This is a genomic window from Paenibacillus nitricinens (assembly GCF_052056485.1).
Lineage (GTDB): Bacteria > Bacillota > Bacilli > Paenibacillales > Paenibacillaceae > Paenibacillus_AQ > Paenibacillus_AQ nitricinens.
In genome coordinates, this window is sequence record NZ_CP183948.1 from 3,708,518 (window position 1) to 3,730,704 (window position 22,187).

Below are 22,187 nucleotides of genomic sequence, written 5' to 3' on the forward strand. Positions count from 1 at the left end.
TTACGCCTCCGCTTCAAACCAACCACGCACGGTAGCAATTTCTTTTCGGTGACTGCCATCCGCACCCTTCTCCGTTTCCATGACAACAGCTGAGCTTCGTAAAAGCCCGGAGGACATTAAGCTTTTTAGCCCCTGTTCTCCAATATGTCCTTGTCCGATTCCAGCATGCCTGTCGCGTCTTGAGTCGAAAGGAAACTTAGAATCATTTAAATGGACAGCAACAAGATGTGGCCAAAATCCAAGTCTCTCTCCTCGTTCAAGGAAGTCTTCCGTTCGCTCAGGGTTCCAGATACCAGCTGCGTAAGCGTGACAGGTGTCCAAACAAAATCCTATTTTCTCCGGAAATTGGCTAAGCTCTCGAACTTTCACAAGTTCTTCAAGTGTAATTCCTTCATTTCCATGGTTGCCGGCTTGATTCTCTATAAGCAGCTTAGTACGACCATCCCAGGACTGAAGCACCTCATTCATACATTGTATAATATTTTGATAGCCTTGTAACGGCTCCATTCCACCAAAATGTCCAAAATGAACAACGATGCCTAATGAACCACAAGCTTCTGCAATCTCCAGATCATTTAAGAGAGAGGCTACATAAACCTTTCGTGGAGTAACATCATCTATCCCAGCCGCCATGTTAATCCCATAAGGTGTGTGAGCAATCGAGGAGATCCCTTTTTCTTGACAAAAGAGCAAACAATCCCTCGTATCTCGAACATCCAACTGTTTAAGTTTTAAACTGCGCGGGTTTTTAGGAAAATATTGAAAACATGTTGCACCGCTCTCCCAAGCGAATCGGGCAGCTCTCCCATATCCACCGCGAATGCTAACATGAGCCCCTATTTGAAGACTATTGGTCATGCTGACAGTCTGGGCAATAAAACACTTTGCGTCCAGATAGCTCTGTTTTGATAATTGTTCCCCCGTCACGAAGGCAAGGCTCGCCTTCACGATCATACACTTTACATTGATAATTATATGAACCTGTAACCGTATCCCCAGTCATAAACGGCATTTCCATGTACCCACCAATTTCCGTGGCCACAGTTAGTACGTTTTGGATGCTCTCATATAGACGGGTTATGGAGTCAGACGTTAAATTCTGAACTAGTGTAGAAGGCAACAGCCTAGCTTCAAAAGCAATCTCATCGGCATAGCAATTCCCGACTCCAGCCATCACATGCTGATTTACTAACAGGCTTTTTAGCGCACCCCGCCGTCCCTTTAATAATCCTGTAAACCGTTCTAGCGTCATTCTACGATCCAGCAATTCAGGCCCCAATTTACCCATTGTAGCTTCACTTTCCTTAACGGACACCAAATGCAGATACCCTAATCGAAGTCCTATGAAGTAAAGAATTTGATCTCCAAATACGATTTCGACTTGTGTGTTTCGATCCGGCCGTTCTTCCTCTGAGCCATAAAAAAGGAGTCCACCTAACATCAAATGTAAAAGTAGTCTTCGTCCATCATGAAGATGAAACAAAATATACTTGGCACGCCGCTCAACAAAAACAACACGGGCACCGATTAATGCATTTTTAAAAGCTTCTGTCTCAATATTAATTGATTTCTCTCTGTTCACGATTACATCAGAAATTGGCACATTTATAATATGCTGACTTAGCAGCTTTTTGTAATTCTCCATTTCCGGCAGTTCCGGCATAGCTCATCGTCCCCTCTAGGTTGGTGAAGTAATAAGATCCTAGCTATTATACACCGAGAAACGTTTTAAGTTCAGTTAAATCGGCACAAATTTCATCTGGTGAGATCCCTGTAATGTTTTTATAGTGTTCAAGATTCTCTGCGTTAGTCAATCCAGTAAATACAAGAACTGTACGACAGCCCGCATTTACTCCAGCAGCTATATCTGTACGCATATTATCACCAACTACCACAGCATGTTCAGGCTCAATATTTAGAAGATCTGTTGCAAACTTGATTAAATGAGATTCCGGCTTACCAATCACTACGGGACTCACACCACTAGCAGCCTCGATGGCTGCTCCGATCGTACCTGCACCTGGCATCACCCCATCATCTGAAGGGAGCATTAAGTCTGGATTGGTGAGTACAAACTTAGCACCTCCCATAATCCAGCGAGAAGCTTGCGATAGCGAAGTATAAGTGAAAGATCGATCGATGCCTTGCAGTACATAATCGGGTGAGTCTGTGACGATGCGGAGCCCAGCTTCGGTACAAGCCACATGCAAACCCTCTTCTCCAAGTATCGCCACTGCAGCCCCAGGTGATTCCTCAGCTATGTAACGTGCGGCCGCCATTGATGAGGTACATACCTCCTCAGCTTTCGCATCGATTCCCATTCCACATAAATGTGCAGCCACATTAGCTGCTGTACGCGATGAATTGTTGGTAACAAATAGAAATGGAATGCCCGCTTCACGCAGACCTTTAATCAGTAAATCTGCACCAGGAATCATTTTATGCCCATGGTATAACGTACCATCTAGATCAATCAATAATCCTTTAATCTGTTCCATTATAAATCCCTCTATTTCCATAAGAAATTTAATTAATGTAATGAATAAATAATTGTATTAATAAAATCTAAGACCAGGCTCAGCTTGGATTTAGAATAGTTAGTAATAATTTTTTTTGATGATATTGCCCCTTGGTTTTCGGCAAGATTTCCAGCCATTCGTACTGCTTTCACCCTGTGATTACTTTAAATCTAACACACTTCGTCGAATGAAATCGAACGAGAGACTCATCCAGCATTTTTTAGCATAGCACTGTCATTTCCTGCGCTTTCCCGGAAAATAATCATTTCCCCAATTGCCCGTTTTGACCTCGATAAATTGGATATGTGCTGAATTCCTCAGCTAACAATGTCTCAGGAAAAATGAGCTCAGCTTCTTCCAGCAAAGGAATCAACTCTTCAGACGAACTGTAACGAGAGCTGAAATGAGTCAACAATAGTTGTCCTGCTTCGGCTTCCTTTGCTAGCTCTGCAGCCTGACGAGCTGTGCTGTGATGATATTGATAAGCCATTTCTGCCAGATCATGAGCAAAGGTAGCTTCATGAACGATAAGGTCTGCATGAAGTGAGAGTTCTAAAGCTCCTGAACAAGGTCTTGTGTCTCCCAAGATCGTAACAATACGCCCTCTTTTAGGTTCTCTAACAACATCAGCAGCGCAGATACGAACACCTTCATCCGTTATAACATCTTCACCTTTTTTTAATTTTCCATATAACGGTCCAGGTTTTAAGCCATAGCTCTTTAGTAATTCCGTATTGAGGCTCCCGGGACTATCCTTTTCCGTTATCCGGTAACCATAGCTATCAATACGATGCTCTAATAATGCTGCCTCCACTTTAAAACCATCATCCTCAAATACCGTTCCTCCTGTATGCTCGACAATCTCAATCTTGTATGGAATTCGGGATTGGCTCACAGCTAAGGATATATCTAAGTATGCCTTCAATCCAGGTGGACCATAAACCGTTAAAGGCGAAGTCCCTCCCTGATAACCACGACTAGATAATAAACCTGGAAGACCAAATAGATGATCTCCGTGTAAGTGTGTAATAAATAGCTTTTCCAGCTTCCCTAGGCGAATCGGTGAGCGAAGAACCTGATGCTGAGTCCCTTCCCCGCAATCGAACATCCAAATGCTACGGCGTTCTTCCAGAAGTCTTAATGCAATCGACGTTACATTGCGTTGTATCGTTGGTACCCCTGCATTCGTACCTAAAAAATATAATTCCATCCTTGTTCCTCCCTTCCTCTTATTGGCTGAACAATCTCTTATCTATTCTAAACGTCCTTCTTCCAGCAAAAAACCCCCCAGTTACGGGAGGTTCCGCTGATAGGGATACAATTCCCCTACAGACCAGGTGTATAAATGAAAGAATTACAGCTTCTCTACATTAAAATACTGCGCCTCTGGATGAGCGAAAACCATCGCCGAAACGGATGCCTCAGGCTCCATCATAAAGCCTTCTGTAAGATGGACACCGATATCCTCCGGGGATAGTAGCTTAAATAGTGGTCCCTGATCTTCCAGATCTGGGCATGCCGGATAACCAAAGGATACACGAATCCCTTGATATCTTGCTCCATGTCTTTGTTTCATGGTCATATCGGCAGGATCTGGGAAACCCCATGTATCCCGCATCATGTGATGAACACGCTCCGCTAATCCTTCTGCGATCTCTAGCGCTACAGATTGTAAGGCATGTGAGCGTAAATAATCTCCATTGTCCTTAAGGGCTGTTGAGAGTTCACGAACACCGTGTCCCGCAGTTACTACTAAGAAACCAACATAATCCATAATTCCACTCTCGACCGACTTCAAAAAGTCTGCTAGACAGAGATAAGGTTCTACACCTTGTCTTGGGAAAGTAAAGGTATGCAGAATCTCGGCTGTATTCTGTGGATTATACACGATAATATCGTTACCACTGGATTGTGCCGGGAAGAATTGATACATCGCATGAGGAGTAATCGTACCTTCCAGCATCGCTTGATGTAGAATGTCATCCACAGTCCCTTTTAACTCAACAGTCCGTTGATCACCAGCAGCTAACTGAGCTTCTACAGAACCACGTAGTCCCAGATGATGACCCAGCAGCATTTGCATGTTCACATAAGGGATAATATGCCCCAATGGATAATTACGAATGACATGACGTTCTAAATCCGGTGGAACAAATACAGGAGCATCTGGAGAAATTTTGGAGCGTACTGCTCTTGTTAGCTTAGGAAGCTCTTGCTTTGGAGCTACCGCAACAGCCGCTTCAGCTTCCACGCGAATTTCCTCGGCAATTTTCTCCCGTTCAACTGGGTTCATCAGCCGATTAGCAATATCAAGTCCATCCATAGCATCCTTAGCATACAGTACTAAACCATCATACTCAGGGCGTATCCGTGTTTTGGTGAACTTACGAGTCAGAGCAGCACCGCCCACCATAATCGGCACATCAATCCCTGCCGTCCGTAAGTCTTGTGCAGTCAGCACCATTTGCTGTGCCGATTTTACGAGCAGTCCAGACAATCCGATCGCATCAGCTTTTTCTCGACGAAACGCTTCGATAATGGTCTCAGGTGGTACTTTTATACCCAAATTAATGATCTGATAACCATTATTCGATAAGATGATCTCCACCAAATTCTTACCAATATCATGTACGTCACCTTTTACGGTTGCCAGCATGATTTTACCTTTTACCGATGTCTCATCCTTCTTCATAAATTGCTCCAAATGACCAACAGAAGCCTTCATTACTTCAGCGCTTTGCAGCACTTCGGCAACGATCAATTCATTGTTATTAAACAATCGTCCAACCTCTGACATACCTGCCATTAACGGACCATTGATAATCTCCAAAGGTCCTGATTTGGTAAGCGCCTCATTCAGATCCGGAATGAGCCCTTCTTTCGTGCCTTCAACCACGTAAGAAGCCAGGCGCTCTTCTAGGGACAGGTTAGAAATCTTTTCTTTTTTCTCAATCTTCTTCCCACGGAAGGCGGCAACAAAAGCAGCAAGCGTGTCGTCATTCGTATTATAAATTAACTCCTCAGCAAGATGACGGTCTTCAGCAGGAATAGAAGCATAACGTTCTACCTTCTCGGTATTTACGATCGCATAGTCCAAGCCAGCCTTAGTACACTCATAGAGGAATACTGAGTTCAGCACTTCACGTCCAGCTTCCGGTAACCCAAAGGAAACGTTACTGATCCCCAAGATCGTATGAACACCTGGAAGAGCTTCTTTGATCAAACGAATGCCATCTATTGTTTCTTTGGCCGAGCCGATATATTGTTCATCCCCGGTGCCTACAGGGAACACAAGCGTATCAAATATAATATCTTCTGCCGCTAAACCGTACTTATTCACCAGTAAGTCATAAGAACGTCTAGCAACTTCCAATTTATCCGTAGCCTTGATCGCTTGTCCAGTCTCATCAATCGTACCCACAACAATAGCTGCGCCATACTTGTGAATCAAAGGAGTGACCAGCTCGAATTTTTCTTCACCATCTTCAAGGTTAATAGAGTTAATTATCGCCTTACCTTGACAGTACTGTAATGCCAGATCAATAACATTAGGGTCGGTAGTATCGATCATCAAAGGAACTTTAACCTTTTTTACAACCAATTCTAGAAACAGCTTAATATCTTCAGTCTCATCACGGTCCGGATCTTGCACGCAGACGTCGATCACTTGCGCGCCGCTCTTCACCTGTGCACGGGCAATTTCTGAGGCTTCCTCATATTTACCTTCGACGATAAGACGTTTAAACTTGCGTGACCCTAATACATTCGTACGTTCGCCTACCATGTATGGACGGTTGTCGTTCTCAATATAAATAGGTTCAATCCCTGAAAGTGCCGGTGGATGATTTCCTGCAAGCGGACGTGGAGGGAATTGTGAAAGCGCCTCAGACATAGCACGGATATGTTCCGGTGTCGTTCCGCAGCAACCCCCAGCAATGTTAAGCCATCCCTTTTCTGCAAACGCAGCAATTTTACGCGCAAGCGAATCAGGAGATTCATGATAATGCCCATTCTCGTCTGGCAGTCCAGCGTTCGGATAACAACTCACAGCTGCAGAAGAGATTGCAGAAAGTGAACGAATATGATCACGCATGAACTCTGGACCCGTCGCACAGTTCAGACCTATAGAGATAGGCTTCAGATGTTCTAAAGAAATATAGAATGCTTCAATGTTCTGACCGGCAAGTGTGGTGCCCATCGGCTCTATTGTTCCCGAGATCATCACTGGCAATTTGATACCCGTCTTCTCAAATGCATTTCGAATACCTATACTTCCAGCTTTCACGTTCAGCGTATCCTGAGAAGTCTCAAGCAATAATGCATCTACAAGACCATCAATCAATGCCACTGCCTGTTCCTCGTAGCTATCAACGAGCTCTTGGAAAGTGACGCCCCCTGTAACAGAGAGTGTCTTTGTTGTAGGCCCCATCGCACCTACGACATAGCGGGGACGATCTGGTGAATCATATTTATCAACGGCATTGCGGGCTAGCTTTGCTGCAACCAGATTAATTTCACGAGCCCGCTGCGGAATATCATATTCAGCAAGTACAACAGACGTTGCACCAAATGTGTTCGTTTCAATGAGATCAGCACCTGCTTCAAGATACTGCTCATGAATCGTCTGAATGACTTCTGGACGGGTTAATACTAGCATTTCATTACAGCCGTCCAATTCTTCCCCACCAAAATCCTCACCTGTCAAAGGCACCTGTTGGATCATTGTGCCCATGGCACCATCTAGAATTAATATTCTTTGTTGTAAGCTTTCCTCAAGTGTATATTTAGCCAACGTATAGTCCCCCCAGTAAAACATTAGAGTAAGTTTAGCAGAATAAAGGAATTTCGAAAAGCCTTCCTTTCCACTCTGCATTATCTGTAATCACAGGAAATGCTATTCTTTTAATTATGGTTTCACAGAGAGTTCTTTATTAGGCATAGAATGCTGAGTTCTTGCAGTTACGTGTGATGTAACAATATATTGTCCTTCTTTCGCAAGTGTTCCTTCTGCTTGATAGATTCCATCACCGACTAGCTTCCCTTTAAATTCAATTTTCTGTTCACTATCATCTTTGCTCACAATTTCGAACAGAACCTCTTTCGCATCATCCACTGCCTTGTTGTCTTGCGTCACCACCGCCTCAAAGGTCACCTTCTGATTTACAACAACCTCTTCAGGACTCCAATGTAACTCAACCTTAATAGGCTCCATAGACATGTCCATGTTCATATTCATATTATGTACGCCAGAATGTTTAGATTGGTCTGATGAACATCCTCCCAATACTAAAAGTGTTGCGCCTAATAATAAAGGAACTATTGTTCTTGAAATCTTCATTTAGATTCCTCCCAGTCGATTTGAATACTAAGAATCTACCAATTCATGTTATACATTCTCCATCTATTATACACATTATTATTGGTTTTTCAGTATTTCGCAGCAAATCAGCTAAACTCTTGTGACTTAGATCATATACTAGTAAATCTCATCTATCGTACTAAAAATGATGTAGATATAAAAAAGACAGCAAGTCTCCTAGTAACTAGGAACTCACTGCCTTCTTAAAGCTTAAATGAATGAAAGCCTCAGCTCAATTTTATAAAGATTGGACTAATGATAGAAGCTCTCCAAGATGTTTGATTTCATAATCCGGCTGAATTTCCGGATCTGGCTGTTTGCCTTTTCTATTAATCCAAACCGTAGTCAAACCTGTTGCCAACCCACCACGAATATCCGTTGTAAGCTTATCTCCGACCATAACGCCTTGCTCAGGTGAAATATCCAAAAGCTCTAGGGCATGCAGAAAAATTTCCTTATCCGGCTTTCCTTTGCCGAAGCTTCCAGAAATCACGATGTGATCAAAGAAAGGAACGATTTCGGGTACACCATCCAGTTTTTCTTGTTGCAATGCAGGGCAACCATTGGTCAGAAGCAATAGCTTCACTTTACCCTGCAGCTCTTCAAGCACCTGAATCGTTTCATCATAAATGTAAGGCCGATTTCTACGCTCTGCTGCGAATTTGGCTGCTAATGTCCCAGCAAGAGCTTCGTCCTCTACACCAAGTGCTGCAAGACCACGACGCCATGCCTCTTTACGATATCCCGGTGCAAGCTGCTCCAATTGACGAAATTCCGGCTGTTCACCTGCAGTAAAGTTCCCCCAAAGTGCTTCAAACGGATTAATCCCAATCATTTTTGTAAACGGGTTCGTTTCGTAGGATTCATAAAGTCCTATGGCTTCTTTACGCACCGCAATTTCCAGCTCTTGTGGATCAATCGTATCCCCAGCGGCTTCACATGCAGAACGAAATGCTTCATTGACGCTCCGATCATCCCAGAGCAGTGTATCATCAAGGTCAAATAGTACGGCGGAAATTGGCATTACAGGTCTCCCTCTCCCATGGCTGGTTAATTTCTATTCGTGAATTACTTCAATTTGGTGAGCTTTTGCGAATGCTTCCAGTCTAGTCCCCATCGCAGTTGTATCATAACGATTCATAAGTCTGGTAAAAATCCATTTCGTGCGTTTGCCTTTATGCTTAATGACAACTGCTCCACGCGAGAGGATGATTTTCTCAATATCAGAAGCTGGCAGATAGCGTTCGCGATTGAATTTTATAGTAGATAGTCTAGCATTCTCTACCTTCAAGTACGGACGTCGGAAGAACAGAAGTGCTGCTAGTAAGTAGTACAAAACGACTCCTAACCAGTTCATAAGCATACCATTACCTTTGGCTTGGTCCACTGAACCAATCATCCAAAACATAGTACCTAGCACTAATAACACTACTGGAAATGCAATGTTACGGCCTTTAAAGGTTTCGGTGTTCTTCCCAGGAGATTTAGATTTAGATGCGTAAATCGTTTCCTTCCCCTGTTTCTTTCTTTGCTTGTTGATTTGCTGCGTGTTGCGTTGAACCATTCTTTCCCAAGAACGGGCCATATGCGTTCCCCCTAGTCATCCAGAAATATCTATGAAAAGGAACAGGGTGTTAATGCTTAAGCCCCTTGTTACCTTGTTCATGCTCATCATTAACAACCAATTCAATCGTATTCAATTGTGCTCGAAAGTTATTGCGGATATTCCCCAAATAAATTTCCCGAAGCTTGGCGCGTTCCGCCGTTTCCTCTTGATTAAGGCCTACGCTCTTCTGTTTGCGTGCCAATTCGTTAATACGCGCGACCAACTCATCAATATTCAAAACTTTCCCTCCCCTTATAAATTAATTCTAACTCTGCCATGAGAAAAAGAGCTTGTCAAGGTTTACTCCCTGCAAGCTCTTCATGTCCTCTTAATATGTTCTTAGAATATTAATAAATAGGTAAAGAGAGAATATCTCCAGCATTAATCTGACTACCTTTTATGCCATTGGATTTTTTAATTCCTTCTATATATACAGCCGTCTTCATATCAGAAGGTTTATTCTCAAGAGCAATACTCCAAAGTGTATCTCCACGTTCAACCACTACGCGCTTCTCATCCTTCATTAAAGTAGTAGATCCTGCAAATACATTACCCACTACTGTAAGTCCTGATAGTACGAGCACAATGATCAATGTCAGCTTAATAACAAAATCTCTACGGAACAAACGCATCAAGCCTTCAAGCAAAAACTCTGTGATTTCTTTAATCTGAGCTGAATAACGGGTAATAGGATTATGTCCTAAAGATTCAACCACTGGGGCTTTATCGTAGATGCTACGGTATGTACTGTATTTTAACATGAATATCATCCTCCAAACACTTGTTCTCACTTCCAAAATCATAATAACACGAACATGTGTTTTGTTCAATACTATTTTAGAACAATTGTTCTCTTTTTTTCAGAGGTTAATATTTACCATATTATTCATCTAAGAACCCGCTCTTACCATTTAGATGAAGGAAATGTAATCAATACAAGACTACCATTTATTAACTCTATCGAATTAATATTTATAATAGTTAGAACTTATGTTTGTGCGAACGGTAGTTCTATGTTATAATTTTCCCAAACATTACTATATGGGGTTGATTCCAATGTCAAAGATTTCAAGTCGCCAGCTGGCGATCCTGGAATTTATACGTAGCGAAGTCCGCAGCAAGGGTTATCCTCCTTCCGTCCGGGAGATTGGAGAAGCTGTTGGTCTTGCTTCCAGCTCCACAGTTCACGGTCATTTGGATCGGCTAGAGAAGAAGGGACTTATCCGTCGAGATCCAACGAAGCCTCGTGCGATAGAATTGCTTGGCCAAGAGGATTCTGAGAATGTGCACCATTTCGCACAAACCGTCGCTCGAATTCCTGTCGTAGGTAAGGTTACCGCCGGGGTTCCTATCACTGCTACTGAGAATATTGAAGACTACTTTCCCCTTCCAACACACTATGTTGGAGATAACAAAGTATTTATGTTATCGGTTCAAGGTGACAGTATGGTCGAAGCTGGGATTATGAATGGCGACTATGTTATTGTTCGTCAACAACAAACGGCTGATAACGGAGATATCGTTGTAGCTATGACCGAAGAAGATGAAGCAACCGTTAAGACTTTTTATAAAGAACGTGATCATATACGTCTTCAGCCGGAGAATCCGGCGTACGAGCCTCTTCGCCTTAATCGCGTGACCATTCTCGGCAGAGTTATCGGATTATTTCGAGATATCCACTAAGTATGCACTCCTACCAAAAAGGCTGTTCCGCGAATGCGGAGCAGCCTTTTTTTCTATGCATTTAGCTTAACCACCATCCCGAACATATGTACCCGTAGGCTAAAATGACCATTTTTAAGAATAACCGTTTAGGCATCCTGCTCATATCTTAATTAGAAAGGAGTGTGCACAATGCCAAATTACCGGATTATAGTTGATCTGACGCAGCGTATGCTTTATCTTCTTGATAACGACATTGTGATCAGGGGCTTCCCAGTCGGAATCGGTAAAATGTTAACTCAATCACCACTCGGTGAATTCACAATCATTAATAAACAACCCGATCCAGGCGGTCCATTTGGGGTCTTTTGGATGGGACTATCTAAGCCTCACTATGGGATACATGGAAATAATGATCCCTCATCCATAGGGCACGAAGTATCCCATGGTTGTATTCGTATGTACAATGAGGATGTGTTAGCACTAGCTGCGATTGTTCCAATTGGAACACTAGTAACGATCAGAAATTAAATCTATCCATAGATAAACACGCCTCACTCCTTGCTTAACGGAGGGGGCGTGTTTGTATTTATGTATTTTTGATGACCTAATAGGAATTATGTGGTTATATGTCGAATAATGTTAACAGGATTTCAAATTGAAAGGAAGTGTTTCGTTTTGAACAACTCAAAAATTAGAACCCTCGTCGATTTTAAAGTCGATGCACTTGTTAAACTCTCTGGCTTATTGTTAAATAACGATCAAGCTAGTGGAAAAAAAGTAAATCTACTCACCTCATTTGGCAGTATTCAAGGGACCATCTCCCCTTCCACCTCCAATAAAGAGGATGTTTTTGACTTAAAATCTCTAATGGATGATGTCATTGTAGATGAATACATATCTTATTTAGGTGCGGAACATCCCGATAAAAATTTCAGTTATAACTTTGTAGTCCTTAATGATGTTTCTGTTAGACCCTATGCTAGCAATGAATCTCCGATCGAATACAAACAGCTAATTGTTTATACCGATCAAATCACAGCCTTCAATTTCTTATGATTTTGACATATTTATTTTAAAAAGCTCTCAACAAAGCACTCAGCAGTTGCCCCAATTTTGCATTCAGCTTGCAAAATCGGCAGAACTCTGGGTGCTTTCTCTTTTTCTTATCAGTAGTCGTTTCCTAAATTCCCACGATTTTCGATTATAACAGATACTAGTAGAGAGGATTCAAGCATATCTTTCAATAAGCAATAAACCTTGCTCTACTGAGATCATTGGAGGTGTGGTTAGATGCTGATTTTTTTGATGTACATGTTTGGCATTTTAGGGGTAGTCTTAATGCTAAGTGCCGGTATTCTAGAATTGAAAAAACTATCTACTTCTTCTGAACTGTCTAAGCTCTTAAACGCAATCTCCTCTTTTAACATCATATTCACCAAAACATTCATTCCCCCCAATCAATCTCACTTGATCGCACTTAACGAATCTTATAAAAAAATAGCTATAGGCACCAGCGATCCGAAAACAAGAAAAAAGGCTATAGCAAAGCTATACTCCTTCGAAAATGTATTGGGTTCAGAGATTGTCGTTAACGCACTAACCCTTTCAAAGGTATCTAAAAGACAACAAAACAGTAAAACAACTGCTTCAAGTGCGGATATTAATGTGCTTAATAGCGCTGACGAAGAGGCTGATGTTATCGAGGAACTTACGCTTAAAATATACATGAATAGCAATGAAATACCTATGTATAGCATTTCCTTCTTGCCAGGCTTATTGCCCATTCAACAATCCGACAATCAGTACAAAGAAGCTTACTCCCAGGTACAGCAATTGCATGCGTTCTTTAGGTCGATCGTATCCGAATAAACACACCTCTTTCGCCCCTTATTACTTCACTTTACTTTTCCAAATTAGAAATTTTGAAAATCTTAAGGAATGACAAAAAACGGTCCTTTTGGGAGGGCCGTTTTCGCTGCAGCCAACATTTATTTTAAAACTGCACACTAAATCCGTTAAATTGATGAATACCCGTACCATGAGCGACAAGATCTCGTTCACGTAATTCACGAACTGCCTTCATAACCTCTTGCAAAATAGCTGGATCTAGACCCAACGTATTATGAGAACCGAATACTTGAGATACGTTTGGAATTTGCGCAATCTTTTCTAAAGAAGCCACTAAATCTGCCGGGCTAGTAGAGGGATAAAAAGCATAAATTGGCGTAACATCATACAACAAATCTCCTGTAAACAGATACCTGTTGGCATGATCAAAGATGCTAATATGACCTGGTGAATGACCCGGTGTGTGGTAAATTTCTAATCTACGCCCGCCTAAATCAAGCACATCTCCCTCTCGCAATAGAGCAGTTGGTTTCCCTTGAAAAGGCGTATACGTATTAGGATCAAACGTCTCAGGAACAGGTAGAGTAATATCTCGGCTCATATCTTTTCTGATCTGGGCAAGGGACAAACCTCGTATTCCATTAATTAGCCAATCCTCATCCTCTTTATGAACATAGATCGTCTCAAATTGTCCATGACTGCCTATATGGTCTGCATGCACATGCGTAGTGATGACAGCGATAGGTAAATCCGTTAACTGATCCGTTATTCTTTTTATATTATCGATGCCTAATCCCGTATCAATCAACACCGCCTGCCCTTCCCCTAACAGCAAAAAAGAGTGTACCTTTTCCCAATGTCCATATTCACTGATTGCATAAGTAAGTGGATCAATTTTCGTGACTGTGAACCATCGATCTTGAATCAAGTATGATCCTCCATTCCGTTCCATTTCTCCCTTACCTGCTCTTCACCTTTATAATAGTCTGCTTGTTGATCTGCCTGATAAATTTCTTGATAGGGGAGAATGTTGATTTTACCTGAGTCCGGATATTCGCAAACATCTATGCCCTGGTTCGTTCGGAGATCAAGATACTTGCAAGGTGCATCCGTATGATTATAAAGTTGATGCGCTCCTTCAGGTCCCATTTCAAAAAATAGCACATCACCTTCAGAAACCTCAGTAAAACCCTCGGGAGTTCTTAACATCGCTTTTCCCGTCAAAATCACAAATATTTCTTCAGCGTTTCTATGAAAATGATAAGGAAAGGAATACTTATCTGGATCAAGCGATCTTATGTCGAAGACAAGATGTTTAGAATTAGCGATCTCAGCTAACCTCTCACTCGTATGCCAAGCAAACTCAGGGATCGGTGATAACTTTTGCTTAAACGAAACTGTATTTTCATTAAAAATCTTCGCCAAATATAACACCCCTCATCCTTTATGCCGTTCTTTCAATATAATCTGTTTGGTACTTTATGTAAATAATGATTATTAGGTTTAACAATGAAAAAGCCCCGCCAGCTTTGGCGAGACTCTTATGTGAGATATCCTATTTATTTTGAAGAACGATTTTGATTTCTCCATCTGAACTAAAACTCAAAACCGTAAAATCAGTATTGATTTCAAGTTCTTTCCAATCCTTAGGAAGCTGGTAAGCTAGTTTGCCACGAATTTTCTTTCCCGCAGCTAAAGCGCCGTCCATTGTTCCTATTTGACTATCCAAAGTATGAGCCATGAGATCTTCATTTATAGAGAAGCTGTCTTGATACGCATTGAACATTAGCATGGAGCTTACCATATAATCTTTACTGGAAATATTCTCAAGTATAATTCCGATTTCTACAAACTCATTACCCTCTGATGGTTTTACATAATCGTTTCCCTTAGGCTTATCAAGAGATTCAACTGTAAGCTTAAAATTCTTAGTTGTGATGGTTTGTCCAACTTCAGTTATCATCGTTTCTTTTGGCTCTTCAGTAGGCTTGCTGGTAGGCTTTTCCGTTTCGACCGGTTTCTCTGTTGCTGCAGTATCATCTACCTTTGCCACTGCTGGTTCTGATTTTGATACTGTAGGTTCACTATCATTCCCCTGTGATCCAATCACCCCTATTACAACAAAAACAATAATAAGCCAAAACCACCATTTTTTAAAAAAAGGTTTCTTTGTTTTCAATATTCTACTTCCTCTCAGATAATATCCATTTCCAACTTTTACTAGAAAAATATACCCATATTATCCTATGAAAGATATACCTTTGCAAGAAAAATATAAAATAATGTCAGATGATAAGAATAATTGTGACTGTTATATTAAATTCCATTTTACTAGAACTATAAATATAAAATACCTCAACGGCAAAGACATCAAGGGTCTAAAGGTTCTTGTAAAAAGTCATGTATTGCACTCTTTACCACGCTTGAACTTGAGTGAAGTAAAGATCACAAGAAATATAAGAGTCCAGCTATAACCAAGGAGAGAATCCCTCCTAAAGCAGTCCAATTCGCTACTTTGTTTTTAATTTTACGGTCTTCTTTGGATTCCGAATAAAAATTCCCTCTTTGCTGAGTACCTGTCGTAAATCCTCCAACACATATACCAGAGATCACAAAAAAAGCCAGTCCTATATATATGAATATGCGCATATTAGTGCTCCTCCCAGGAAAGTATTGTATATCTATATATAAGATATTCTAACATTATTCTCCACTACTAATCGGAAAAGTTAAAATGATGTATGGGTATTCTCCTTTTCCATTCGATGGCATGAAGCCGACTCACATACTCATCCCTGACCCGTTTCGTATTGGTGCACAACAAAAGACCATACCCGATTGAGTATGGTGATAGGATCTATTCTAGACTTAAGGCATTAAGAGGATCGACCCATCCTATTACGATTCCGTTGTCAAAATTAACAATAGATGAACCAAAAAACCATGTGTCTCCATCATTAATTATAGAGCTTGGTGTTCCCATAGACTTTTTAACTGTTTCTTTAGTATCACCGAGTCCAAACTTTGTGATTCCAATTGAGCTAATTGATGCTTCCTTACTACTGGCTATGAATTCTGATGCAGCTTCTGTCCCTCTGTCTCTATTCCTTACTGCATCAAACACTGATGTTCCATCTTCATATGTTGGATTTGGTTCGCTTGCAGTTTCAGTAATCAACTGATTTCTCCCATGATCTAATTCTGCCTGTACACTTTCTATAACACTTTCTTTGATTTGTTCATTCTGTGAATTTATCGCTTCTAATATTTCATTCTTATAGCTTTCAAACTCACTTAATTTTGCATCTATATTGCCAACAGTGGACCAAGAGTCGCTAAAAAGTATCTTTGTTTCCCCTGTTATTCGATTGATCAATACCGGAAATTTTTGATCGAGTTTATCATACTTATATATTCCAGGGTAGATGAAAACTCCAAAGGCTACAATACATATTATAATAAATACGTACTTAAATATTTGCTGAATCTTAGGTTTCCACATTAATGAATTCCCCTTATATATCCACATCGGTTGCGGTATTTACTATATCATCTGTAATCTAAACATTTCCTAACAATAACTGTAATCCGGACGATATTTGATTTGCAATCCTAAACCAAATATTGTAATTATAAAAAAGAAGAGAAAGACGCCGTGAGGAAAGGCAGGGTACGATTAAAGCTGTGGACGTCATCATCACTTTATTCACAGCCATTATAAACATCGTCCTCGTGTTCATCTAACTGAACCCGAAAATCAAACCCAACAAAGGGTTTTGAACGAAGGGAAAATGAGAATCCCAAGCGTCTTTTACTTCGATTATAACAGAGGTATATTTAAAAGGAGCAATGAAGCATGACTAGGAAAACTATATACTACCATTGTATATTCAGCGTTTGGCATTAGCGTTAACCCCTTGCTGCTTACCATCATTAAACTTGTAAAGGTGGCCTTTTGCCTGCTCATAGCATAAACATTTGCGAAGTTCTATGGACATCATAACTAAATCCCCCACAGAAAAAAACCTCAACGCCAAAGGGAGGCCATTGAAAAAGTTTCCACTAATTTGAGACCTACATCTAAGGAGTCAGTTATAACTACGGAGAACATTTGGACTTCCGGCCGCTGTTGTCGTAAGAATTTCTTGAATTGTACCGCTGTTCGCGGATGAAATCCGGAGACAAAGGCGGTCGCTATCGCTCCTACAGTTCCAAATTTCTCCTTCGCTACGCCTCCTCTAATGTTTTTTAAAATCAAATTATACAGGCATCTTATAAAGGGCTATGTAAACTCCATTTCAGGACCCCCTTCCTCGATCTTTACGAGGAAGGGGGTCCTGTTTTGCTGTAGAATCATTGTATTAATTCTAGGTGGTGACCCGGATGATTTCAAACCAACAATCCCTTAACCTCAGTCCATTTATGCCCATTTACGATATTGTCGTACTTAAAGATAATATGGACCTTGTGGATTTTTCTTTCATCCATGAAGAATTACAGAATAACTATTGCCTTGATAATGGTCGTAATGCCGCGCCTCCGATTCGTATGTTTAAATATTTATTGCTCAGGTCGATCTTTGATCTATCCGATGTGGATGTCGTAGAACGTTCCAAGTATGACATGTCCTTGAAATACTTTTTAGATATAACGCCGGAAGATGAAGTCATCAATCCTAGTTCGCTTACGAAGTTTCGCAAACTTCGTTTGTGAAACTGCTCGACATGCTAATTCAAAAAAATCGCTCATTTGGTATGACCTCCAGTTATTAAATCAATTGATGGTAAGTATTTATTAATTTATAATCAAGTTGGATGATGAGGGCTGTGCCCAATCCTTCTTTCTCGGCCTCTCCCCTACACTGAAGATTGGTTTTATTCGAATTACGAGGTGAATTTTATGAACGGCAAGAAAGTTATAATTATTCTTCTGTCCATCTCTTTACTGGGTGTGGTTACTTACTTCGGAATAGCTTATGGATTACTATGGTTTATCTTTAATGGTTGATCACTAAAATTATTCGGTTTGCAAAATATGGTATATTTTTTCGTTTCCACAGTTTGTACATTCGTTATATTTCCGCATATGATTTATTGATTCAAGGGTATTCATGATCTATTCGCCCTCCTTGGGTGCTGGGGTATCTGGGTAAAGGATGTCAAGCGTCTGTAAGGATCATAATCATCATTGCTACACTGCTATGCTGGAATTTTTCGAACCTTTTCTCGATTGCCTCTTTCAGTCGTTGTTCCCGTCCCTCTGCTGCTATTGCCACTCCGTAATTGTTCATTGCAAGCATTCTCCATTCGTCAGGAGACTGCCTCAACTGTTCATAGGTCATGGGTGTTTTTTGAGTTTTTCCTAACTCATTCATCTCTTATATCCTCCTTGTGTAGATAGAGAGGGTTAACTCTCTAACCCTCTTTTACGGCTTGAGCTTGTTCGGTCGATTCGGGGGCCTGTGGCAAATATTCAACCCTAAATCCTCTGATTTTCTCTATCTTCCATGGAACGCTATCGACTTCCATCCGTCCATTTATGAAATATTTATCAATTTCGAAACACTTTTAAGTTTGCTCTTGTATCCTCTCACCCCTTAATAGATTGGTATTGTGGTGTATATTCGTACTGCGCAGTAAATACTTTAATTAGAACCTTTTTTTTGAAATTTGTTATAATAAAATAAAAACTTATTAATGAGGTGTTATCTTGCAATATTATTTTTTAATACCGTTGGCATTTGTTTGGGCAATTCCCTTGGTTTTACTATTAAAAGGTAGTTATGGAACCAAAGACAAAGTTCCAGATAAAACTGCTAGCATAGAGAAAAAACTTGATAGAATAATAGAATTGCTTGAAAAAGATAAGGGTGTATAATCACTTTTATCTTTTTTTATGTCGCAGTATGCGTCTACTGCTTATCTACTTGGTATGCCTGTAGTGTCATATATGCCGCCTCATGGTGTACCTTTAACTGTGTCATGACTCCTTAACTCCTTCTACAACCTCGGCTCAAGTAAAGACCACATCTGCCCCCTCAAGGTCTACATCTACTATTTCAGCGTCCAGTGACAGTCTAAGCATTTCTACAACCAAATGATTCGGGATATATACTTTATCTATTGGTATCAGTCCCTTCCTCATTTAACTTTTGCTCAACTTCGGCGTTTTGTTGTGACTCTTCTAGAGCAGCCAGTAACTCAACAGCCATAGGGCCAGTAAGAAATCCGACTTAACCGAATACCTTCTTGATCTTTTCAATCCGTACTGGTGTCACGCTCCTTCACCTTCCTAAACAAGAGTGCCGCAGTTATGGCAGAATTCATACTCTGTACCGTCTTCCTGAAAATCTGTTATAAAGCCGTATTCAAATCCACATTTAGTACATGGCTTGCGTTTTTCTTGGCTCATACTGCTTATGCCTCCCTATGGTATAATTCAGGAATTTACATGTGGTGATAATTCGAGCGTCCGCTCATTCAGCGCCGCATCTGCTGCATACCAAGTCCCCGCCGCAATCTGTCGGTGGCATAGAGTTATCGCAATACTTACATTCAGAGTGCATCGTGTATCTCTCCTTATGGGCTATACCCAATTAATGGCTTAGGCTTATTTTGAAAATGGGTTACTGCCCAGTACATTGGCTAGGCATCAGCATAGGATGACGTATAACCAATTGGGAGGTAATATGTTGAACTATCCAATGAATCAAATGAACTCAATGCATCAAATGCACCAAATGCCACAATCCATCGTGGTATACCCTGTTGATCCATATGTTGTAGAAACCTTAAAATCCGTTATTGGAAAACAAGTCGTGTTAGAAACTACTCGTGGTGGAATTAGCGGATGCGTAGTTGATGTCAAACCAGACCATGTTGTGTTAGATGCTAGAGGCAGAAAGTTCTTTGTCCGGATATGTGAGATTGTTTGGATCATGCCTGAGTAATTTACGATTATGAGGAGCTGTGAAAACAGCTCTTTTTTGCATGTCTTGTTGCCTTGCAGTTATCTGTTCTTTCTTCCCGATCCATTCCACCTTTATAACGTTGTTATATGATTTTTCTAATCTTCAAATCGGCCATTTGCTTGAAAAGATCCCTATGCAGCATAGCCATTAAGAGCATCAAACCAGAAGTATTCACCATGCCGTTCCCGAAACACATCAATCCTATATTGCAGTATTTTCAACCACGAGGCCAAACGTGATGGGCTGTTGTTCCCGGCTCTGATAAGCATTGCTGGCAGATACCATGCGTTTCTTTTATCAATTCTTTTACTATGTTTGGCGAAAACTCTGCTCGTGGCATTTTGTGGGCACTTAATAAATGCAATGAAAAATTCTAAATTGCCCACACAAAAAAACCCTCAACGCCAAAGGCGTCAAGGGTTTAAAAGTCCTAGTAAAGAGTCATGTATTGCGCTCTTTCCCACTCGTGAACTTGTGTGCGATAGATATCCCATTCGATTTCTTTTAGCTCGTAGAAGTGAGCCAAAGCATGTTCGCCGAGAGCTTCGGTAATCACATGACTGCGGATCATTTCGCTAAGTGCTTCTTTCAAATCGGATGGCAAGCTTGGAATGCCTTCTTCGATACGCTCTTCTTCAGACATCACATAGATGTTACGGTCAATCGGAGCTGGAAGATCAAGCTTACGTTTAATTCCGTCTAGACCTGCTTTCAACATAACAGCAAGTGCAAGGTATGGGTTAGCTGCTGGGTCCGGGTTACGAACTTCAACACGTGTGCTAAGACCTCTAGAAGCCGGGATACGAATCATTGGGCTACGGTTACTTGCAGACCATGCTACGTAGCAAGGTGCTTCATAACCAGGAACAAGGCGTTTGTATGAGTTCACTGTTGGGTTAGTAATTGCTGCAAAAGCACGAGCGTGCTTCAAAATACCAGCCATGTAGTAACGTGCAGTTTTGCTCAGACCCAGCTTGTCGCTTTCGTCGTAGAACATGTTTTCTTTGCCTTTAAACAAGGATTGGTGAGCGTGCATACCCGATCCGTTGATACCGAACAATGGTTTAGGCATAAAAGTTGCATGCAGGCCGTGTTGACGGGCTACCGTCTTCACGACGAGCTTGAAGGTTTGAATTTGGTCAGCAGCAGTAATCGCGTCAGCATATTTAAAGTCAATCTCATGCTGGCCGGAAGCTACTTCATGGTGGGAAGCTTCGATTTCAAAGCCCATTTCTTCAAGGGTCAAGACGATTTCACGACGACAATTTTCCCCTAAATCTGTTGGCGCTAAATCGAAATAACCACCTTGGTCATTCAATTCCGTTGTAGGATTGCCTCTTTCGTCTGTCTTGAATAGGAAGAATTCAGGTTCTGGTCCAACATTCATAGCTGTGAAACCCATTTCTTCCGCTTCCTTCAGACAACGTTTGAGGATACCACGCGGGTCTCCGGCAAAAGGTGTACCATCTGGCATGTAGACGTCACAAATCAGACGAGCTACACGACTATCTGTCACCCAAGGGAAGATTACCCATGTATCTAGGTCAGGGAAGAGATACATATCAGATTCTTCAATCCGTACGTAACCTTCGATGGAAGAACCATCAAACATCATTTTGTTATCAAGTGCTTTTTCCAATTGGCTAACTGGAATCTCAACATTCTTGATAGTACCTAATAGATCCGTAAATTGCAGACGAATAAAACGAACATTCTCTTCCTTGGCAATGCGTAAAATATCCTCTTTAGAAAAGCTCATGTGATCCTCTCCCTTTCGAACTTCTATATATTATTATTTATTAAAAAACCGGGATAACTCACCTTGAATTAGAGACACTTGTCCCGGTCTTTTACCGGAAACTAGTTCTTGCTTCAGCATTCGGTGAAGCTGGGAATCGGATAACTCTCTACGTCTAACCTCTGTATCAGGGGTAATAACAGTAGCTTCCTCGGATTCCTTAGAGACAGGATTCATTACTTGCTTAATGCCAGCAATATTAACACCCTTCTCAATCAGAGCTTTAATTTCTAATAGGCGCTCAACATCATTAAATGAGAACAAACGCTGATTCCCCGACGTACGTGCTGGTACGATCAGACTGTGCTGCTCATAATAACGAATTTGTCTCGCGGACAAATCTGTCAGCTTCATTACAATTCCAATAGGAAATAGTGCCATATTTCTGCGGATTTCATCACCCATGACTCATCCAACCTTCC

Annotated in this window: 24 protein-coding genes and 1 pseudogene; 7 read left to right on the plus strand and 18 right to left on the minus strand. The window is 41.1% G+C overall.

What is annotated here, in order from left to right; all coding sequences use genetic code 11:
• From ACN6KS_RS16380 to ACN6KS_RS16425, 10 genes are all read right to left on the minus strand, one after another.
• The gene (locus ACN6KS_RS16380; protein WP_440962410.1) at positions 1-858 is read right to left on the minus strand and encodes a deoxyribonuclease IV; all 858 of its coding nucleotides are present in this window, start codon (positions 856-858) and stop codon (positions 1-3) included.
• Positions 848-1,663, minus strand: a complete 816-nt coding sequence (locus ACN6KS_RS16385) for an Fpg/Nei family DNA glycosylase (protein WP_440960058.1) — start codon at positions 1,661-1,663, stop codon at positions 848-850. The genes ACN6KS_RS16380 and ACN6KS_RS16385 overlap by 11 nt, the downstream gene beginning before the upstream one ends.
• A gap of 46 nt (positions 1,664-1,709) precedes the next feature.
• Positions 1,710-2,498, minus strand: a complete 789-nt coding sequence (locus ACN6KS_RS16390; RefSeq protein WP_094872959.1) for an HAD-IIA family hydrolase — start codon at positions 2,496-2,498, stop codon at positions 1,710-1,712.
• A 283-nt stretch (positions 2,499-2,781) separates the two neighbouring features.
• Positions 2,782-3,729, minus strand: a complete 948-nt coding sequence (gene rnz, locus ACN6KS_RS16395; RefSeq protein ID WP_094872961.1) for a ribonuclease Z — start codon at positions 3,727-3,729, stop codon at positions 2,782-2,784.
• Positions 3,730-3,873: 144 nt separating this feature from the next.
• Positions 3,874-7,251 (minus strand): methionine synthase, encoded by a 3,378-nt coding sequence (metH, locus tag ACN6KS_RS16400; RefSeq protein WP_440962411.1) that lies wholly within the window; start codon positions 7,249-7,251, stop codon positions 3,874-3,876.
• Positions 7,252-7,425: 174 nt separating this feature from the next.
• Complete coding sequence (locus tag ACN6KS_RS16405) at positions 7,426-7,857, minus strand: FixH family protein (RefSeq protein ID WP_094872965.1); 432 nt, start codon at positions 7,855-7,857, stop codon at positions 7,426-7,428.
• A gap of 259 nt (positions 7,858-8,116) precedes the next feature.
• Positions 8,117-8,902: an HAD family hydrolase gene (locus ACN6KS_RS16410; protein WP_094872967.1), complete on the minus strand. Its 786-nt coding sequence runs from the start codon at positions 8,900-8,902 to the stop codon at positions 8,117-8,119.
• A 33-nt stretch (positions 8,903-8,935) separates the two neighbouring features.
• On the minus strand, positions 8,936-9,463 hold the full coding sequence (locus ACN6KS_RS16415; RefSeq protein WP_094872968.1) for a hypothetical protein: 528 nt from the start codon (positions 9,461-9,463) through the stop codon (positions 8,936-8,938).
• A 49-nt stretch (positions 9,464-9,512) separates the two neighbouring features.
• Entirely contained in the window at positions 9,513-9,722 is a 210-nt protein-coding gene (locus tag ACN6KS_RS16420) for a DUF896 domain-containing protein (protein ID WP_440960059.1), read from the minus strand.
• Positions 9,723-9,831: 109 nt separating this feature from the next.
• On the minus strand, positions 9,832-10,245 hold the full coding sequence (locus ACN6KS_RS16425) for a LysM peptidoglycan-binding domain-containing protein (protein ID WP_179281700.1): 414 nt from the start codon (positions 10,243-10,245) through the stop codon (positions 9,832-9,834).
• A gap of 295 nt (positions 10,246-10,540) precedes the next feature.
• Here ACN6KS_RS16425 and lexA point away from each other — a divergent pair, with 295 nt between their 5' ends.
• The 4 genes from lexA to ACN6KS_RS16445 all read left to right on the plus strand — a co-directional run bounded on the left by lexA (position 10,541) and on the right by ACN6KS_RS16445 (position 13,018).
• Complete coding sequence (gene lexA / locus ACN6KS_RS16430; RefSeq protein ID WP_042188849.1) at positions 10,541-11,167, plus strand: transcriptional repressor LexA; 627 nt, start codon at positions 10,541-10,543, stop codon at positions 11,165-11,167.
• A gap of 171 nt (positions 11,168-11,338) precedes the next feature.
• Positions 11,339-11,677, plus strand: a complete 339-nt coding sequence (locus ACN6KS_RS16435) for a L,D-transpeptidase (RefSeq protein ID WP_094872971.1) — start codon at positions 11,339-11,341, stop codon at positions 11,675-11,677.
• Positions 11,678-11,824: 147 nt separating this feature from the next.
• A complete protein-coding gene (locus ACN6KS_RS16440; RefSeq protein ID WP_440960060.1) occupies positions 11,825-12,205 on the plus strand; it encodes a hypothetical protein in 381 nt (126 codons plus the stop codon).
• 234 nt (positions 12,206-12,439) lie between these two features.
• Positions 12,440-13,018 carry a hypothetical protein gene (locus ACN6KS_RS16445; RefSeq protein ID WP_094872974.1) on the plus strand — a complete coding sequence of 193 codons (579 nt, stop codon included), beginning with the start codon at positions 12,440-12,442 and terminating at the stop codon, positions 13,016-13,018.
• A gap of 124 nt (positions 13,019-13,142) precedes the next feature.
• Here ACN6KS_RS16445 and ACN6KS_RS16450 read toward each other — a convergent pair whose 3' ends face one another.
• The 5 genes from ACN6KS_RS16450 to ACN6KS_RS16470 form a co-directional block, all read right to left on the minus strand.
• A complete protein-coding gene (locus tag ACN6KS_RS16450) occupies positions 13,143-13,925 on the minus strand; it encodes an MBL fold metallo-hydrolase (protein ID WP_440960061.1) in 783 nt (260 codons plus the stop codon).
• A complete protein-coding gene (locus ACN6KS_RS16455) occupies positions 13,922-14,422 on the minus strand; it encodes a cupin domain-containing protein (RefSeq protein ID WP_440960062.1) in 501 nt (166 codons plus the stop codon). The genes ACN6KS_RS16450 and ACN6KS_RS16455 overlap by 4 nt, the downstream gene beginning before the upstream one ends.
• Positions 14,423-14,552: 130 nt before the next feature.
• A complete protein-coding gene (locus ACN6KS_RS16460) occupies positions 14,553-15,176 on the minus strand; it encodes a DUF4352 domain-containing protein (RefSeq protein WP_094877461.1) in 624 nt (207 codons plus the stop codon).
• A 266-nt stretch (positions 15,177-15,442) separates the two neighbouring features.
• Positions 15,443-15,646 carry a DUF5316 family protein gene (locus tag ACN6KS_RS16465; RefSeq protein WP_094872980.1) on the minus strand — a complete coding sequence of 68 codons (204 nt, stop codon included), beginning with the start codon at positions 15,644-15,646 and terminating at the stop codon, positions 15,443-15,445.
• Positions 15,647-15,854: 208 nt separating this feature from the next.
• The gene (locus ACN6KS_RS16470; RefSeq protein WP_440960063.1) at positions 15,855-16,499 is read right to left on the minus strand and encodes a hypothetical protein; all 645 of its coding nucleotides are present in this window, start codon (positions 16,497-16,499) and stop codon (positions 15,855-15,857) included.
• Positions 16,500-17,380: 881 nt separating this feature from the next.
• Between ACN6KS_RS16470 and ACN6KS_RS16475 the strand changes: the two are divergent.
• Positions 17,381-17,707: pseudogene (locus tag ACN6KS_RS16475) on the plus strand (transposase); the annotation flags it as partial.
• A 448-nt stretch (positions 17,708-18,155) separates the two neighbouring features.
• Here the strand turns inward: ACN6KS_RS16475 and ACN6KS_RS16480 are convergent.
• Positions 18,156-18,371, minus strand: a complete 216-nt coding sequence (locus ACN6KS_RS16480; protein ID WP_094875163.1) for a hypothetical protein — start codon at positions 18,369-18,371, stop codon at positions 18,156-18,158.
• Between the two features lie 335 nt (positions 18,372-18,706).
• On the opposite strand from ACN6KS_RS16480, the gene ACN6KS_RS16485 reads away from it, so the two are divergent.
• Together ACN6KS_RS16485 and ACN6KS_RS16490 are read left to right on the plus strand one after the other, a co-directional pair.
• Positions 18,707-18,874 (plus strand): DUF4083 family protein, encoded by a 168-nt coding sequence (locus ACN6KS_RS16485; RefSeq protein ID WP_341134946.1) that lies wholly within the window; start codon positions 18,707-18,709, stop codon positions 18,872-18,874.
• A gap of 811 nt (positions 18,875-19,685) precedes the next feature.
• Positions 19,686-19,946 (plus strand): DUF2642 domain-containing protein, encoded by a 261-nt coding sequence (locus tag ACN6KS_RS16490; protein ID WP_094868916.1) that lies wholly within the window; start codon positions 19,686-19,688, stop codon positions 19,944-19,946.
• Between the two features lie 451 nt (positions 19,947-20,397).
• On the opposite strand, the gene glnA is transcribed toward ACN6KS_RS16490, so the two are convergent.
• Positions 20,398-21,726, minus strand: coding sequence for a type I glutamate--ammonia ligase (gene glnA / locus ACN6KS_RS16495; RefSeq protein WP_042128352.1), 1,329 nt, complete (start codon positions 21,724-21,726; stop codon positions 20,398-20,400).
• Between the two features lie 33 nt (positions 21,727-21,759).
• Positions 21,760-22,170: a MerR family transcriptional regulator gene (locus ACN6KS_RS16500; RefSeq protein WP_042128355.1), complete on the minus strand. Its 411-nt coding sequence runs from the start codon at positions 22,168-22,170 to the stop codon at positions 21,760-21,762.
• Positions 22,171-22,187 lie beyond the last annotated feature (17 nt).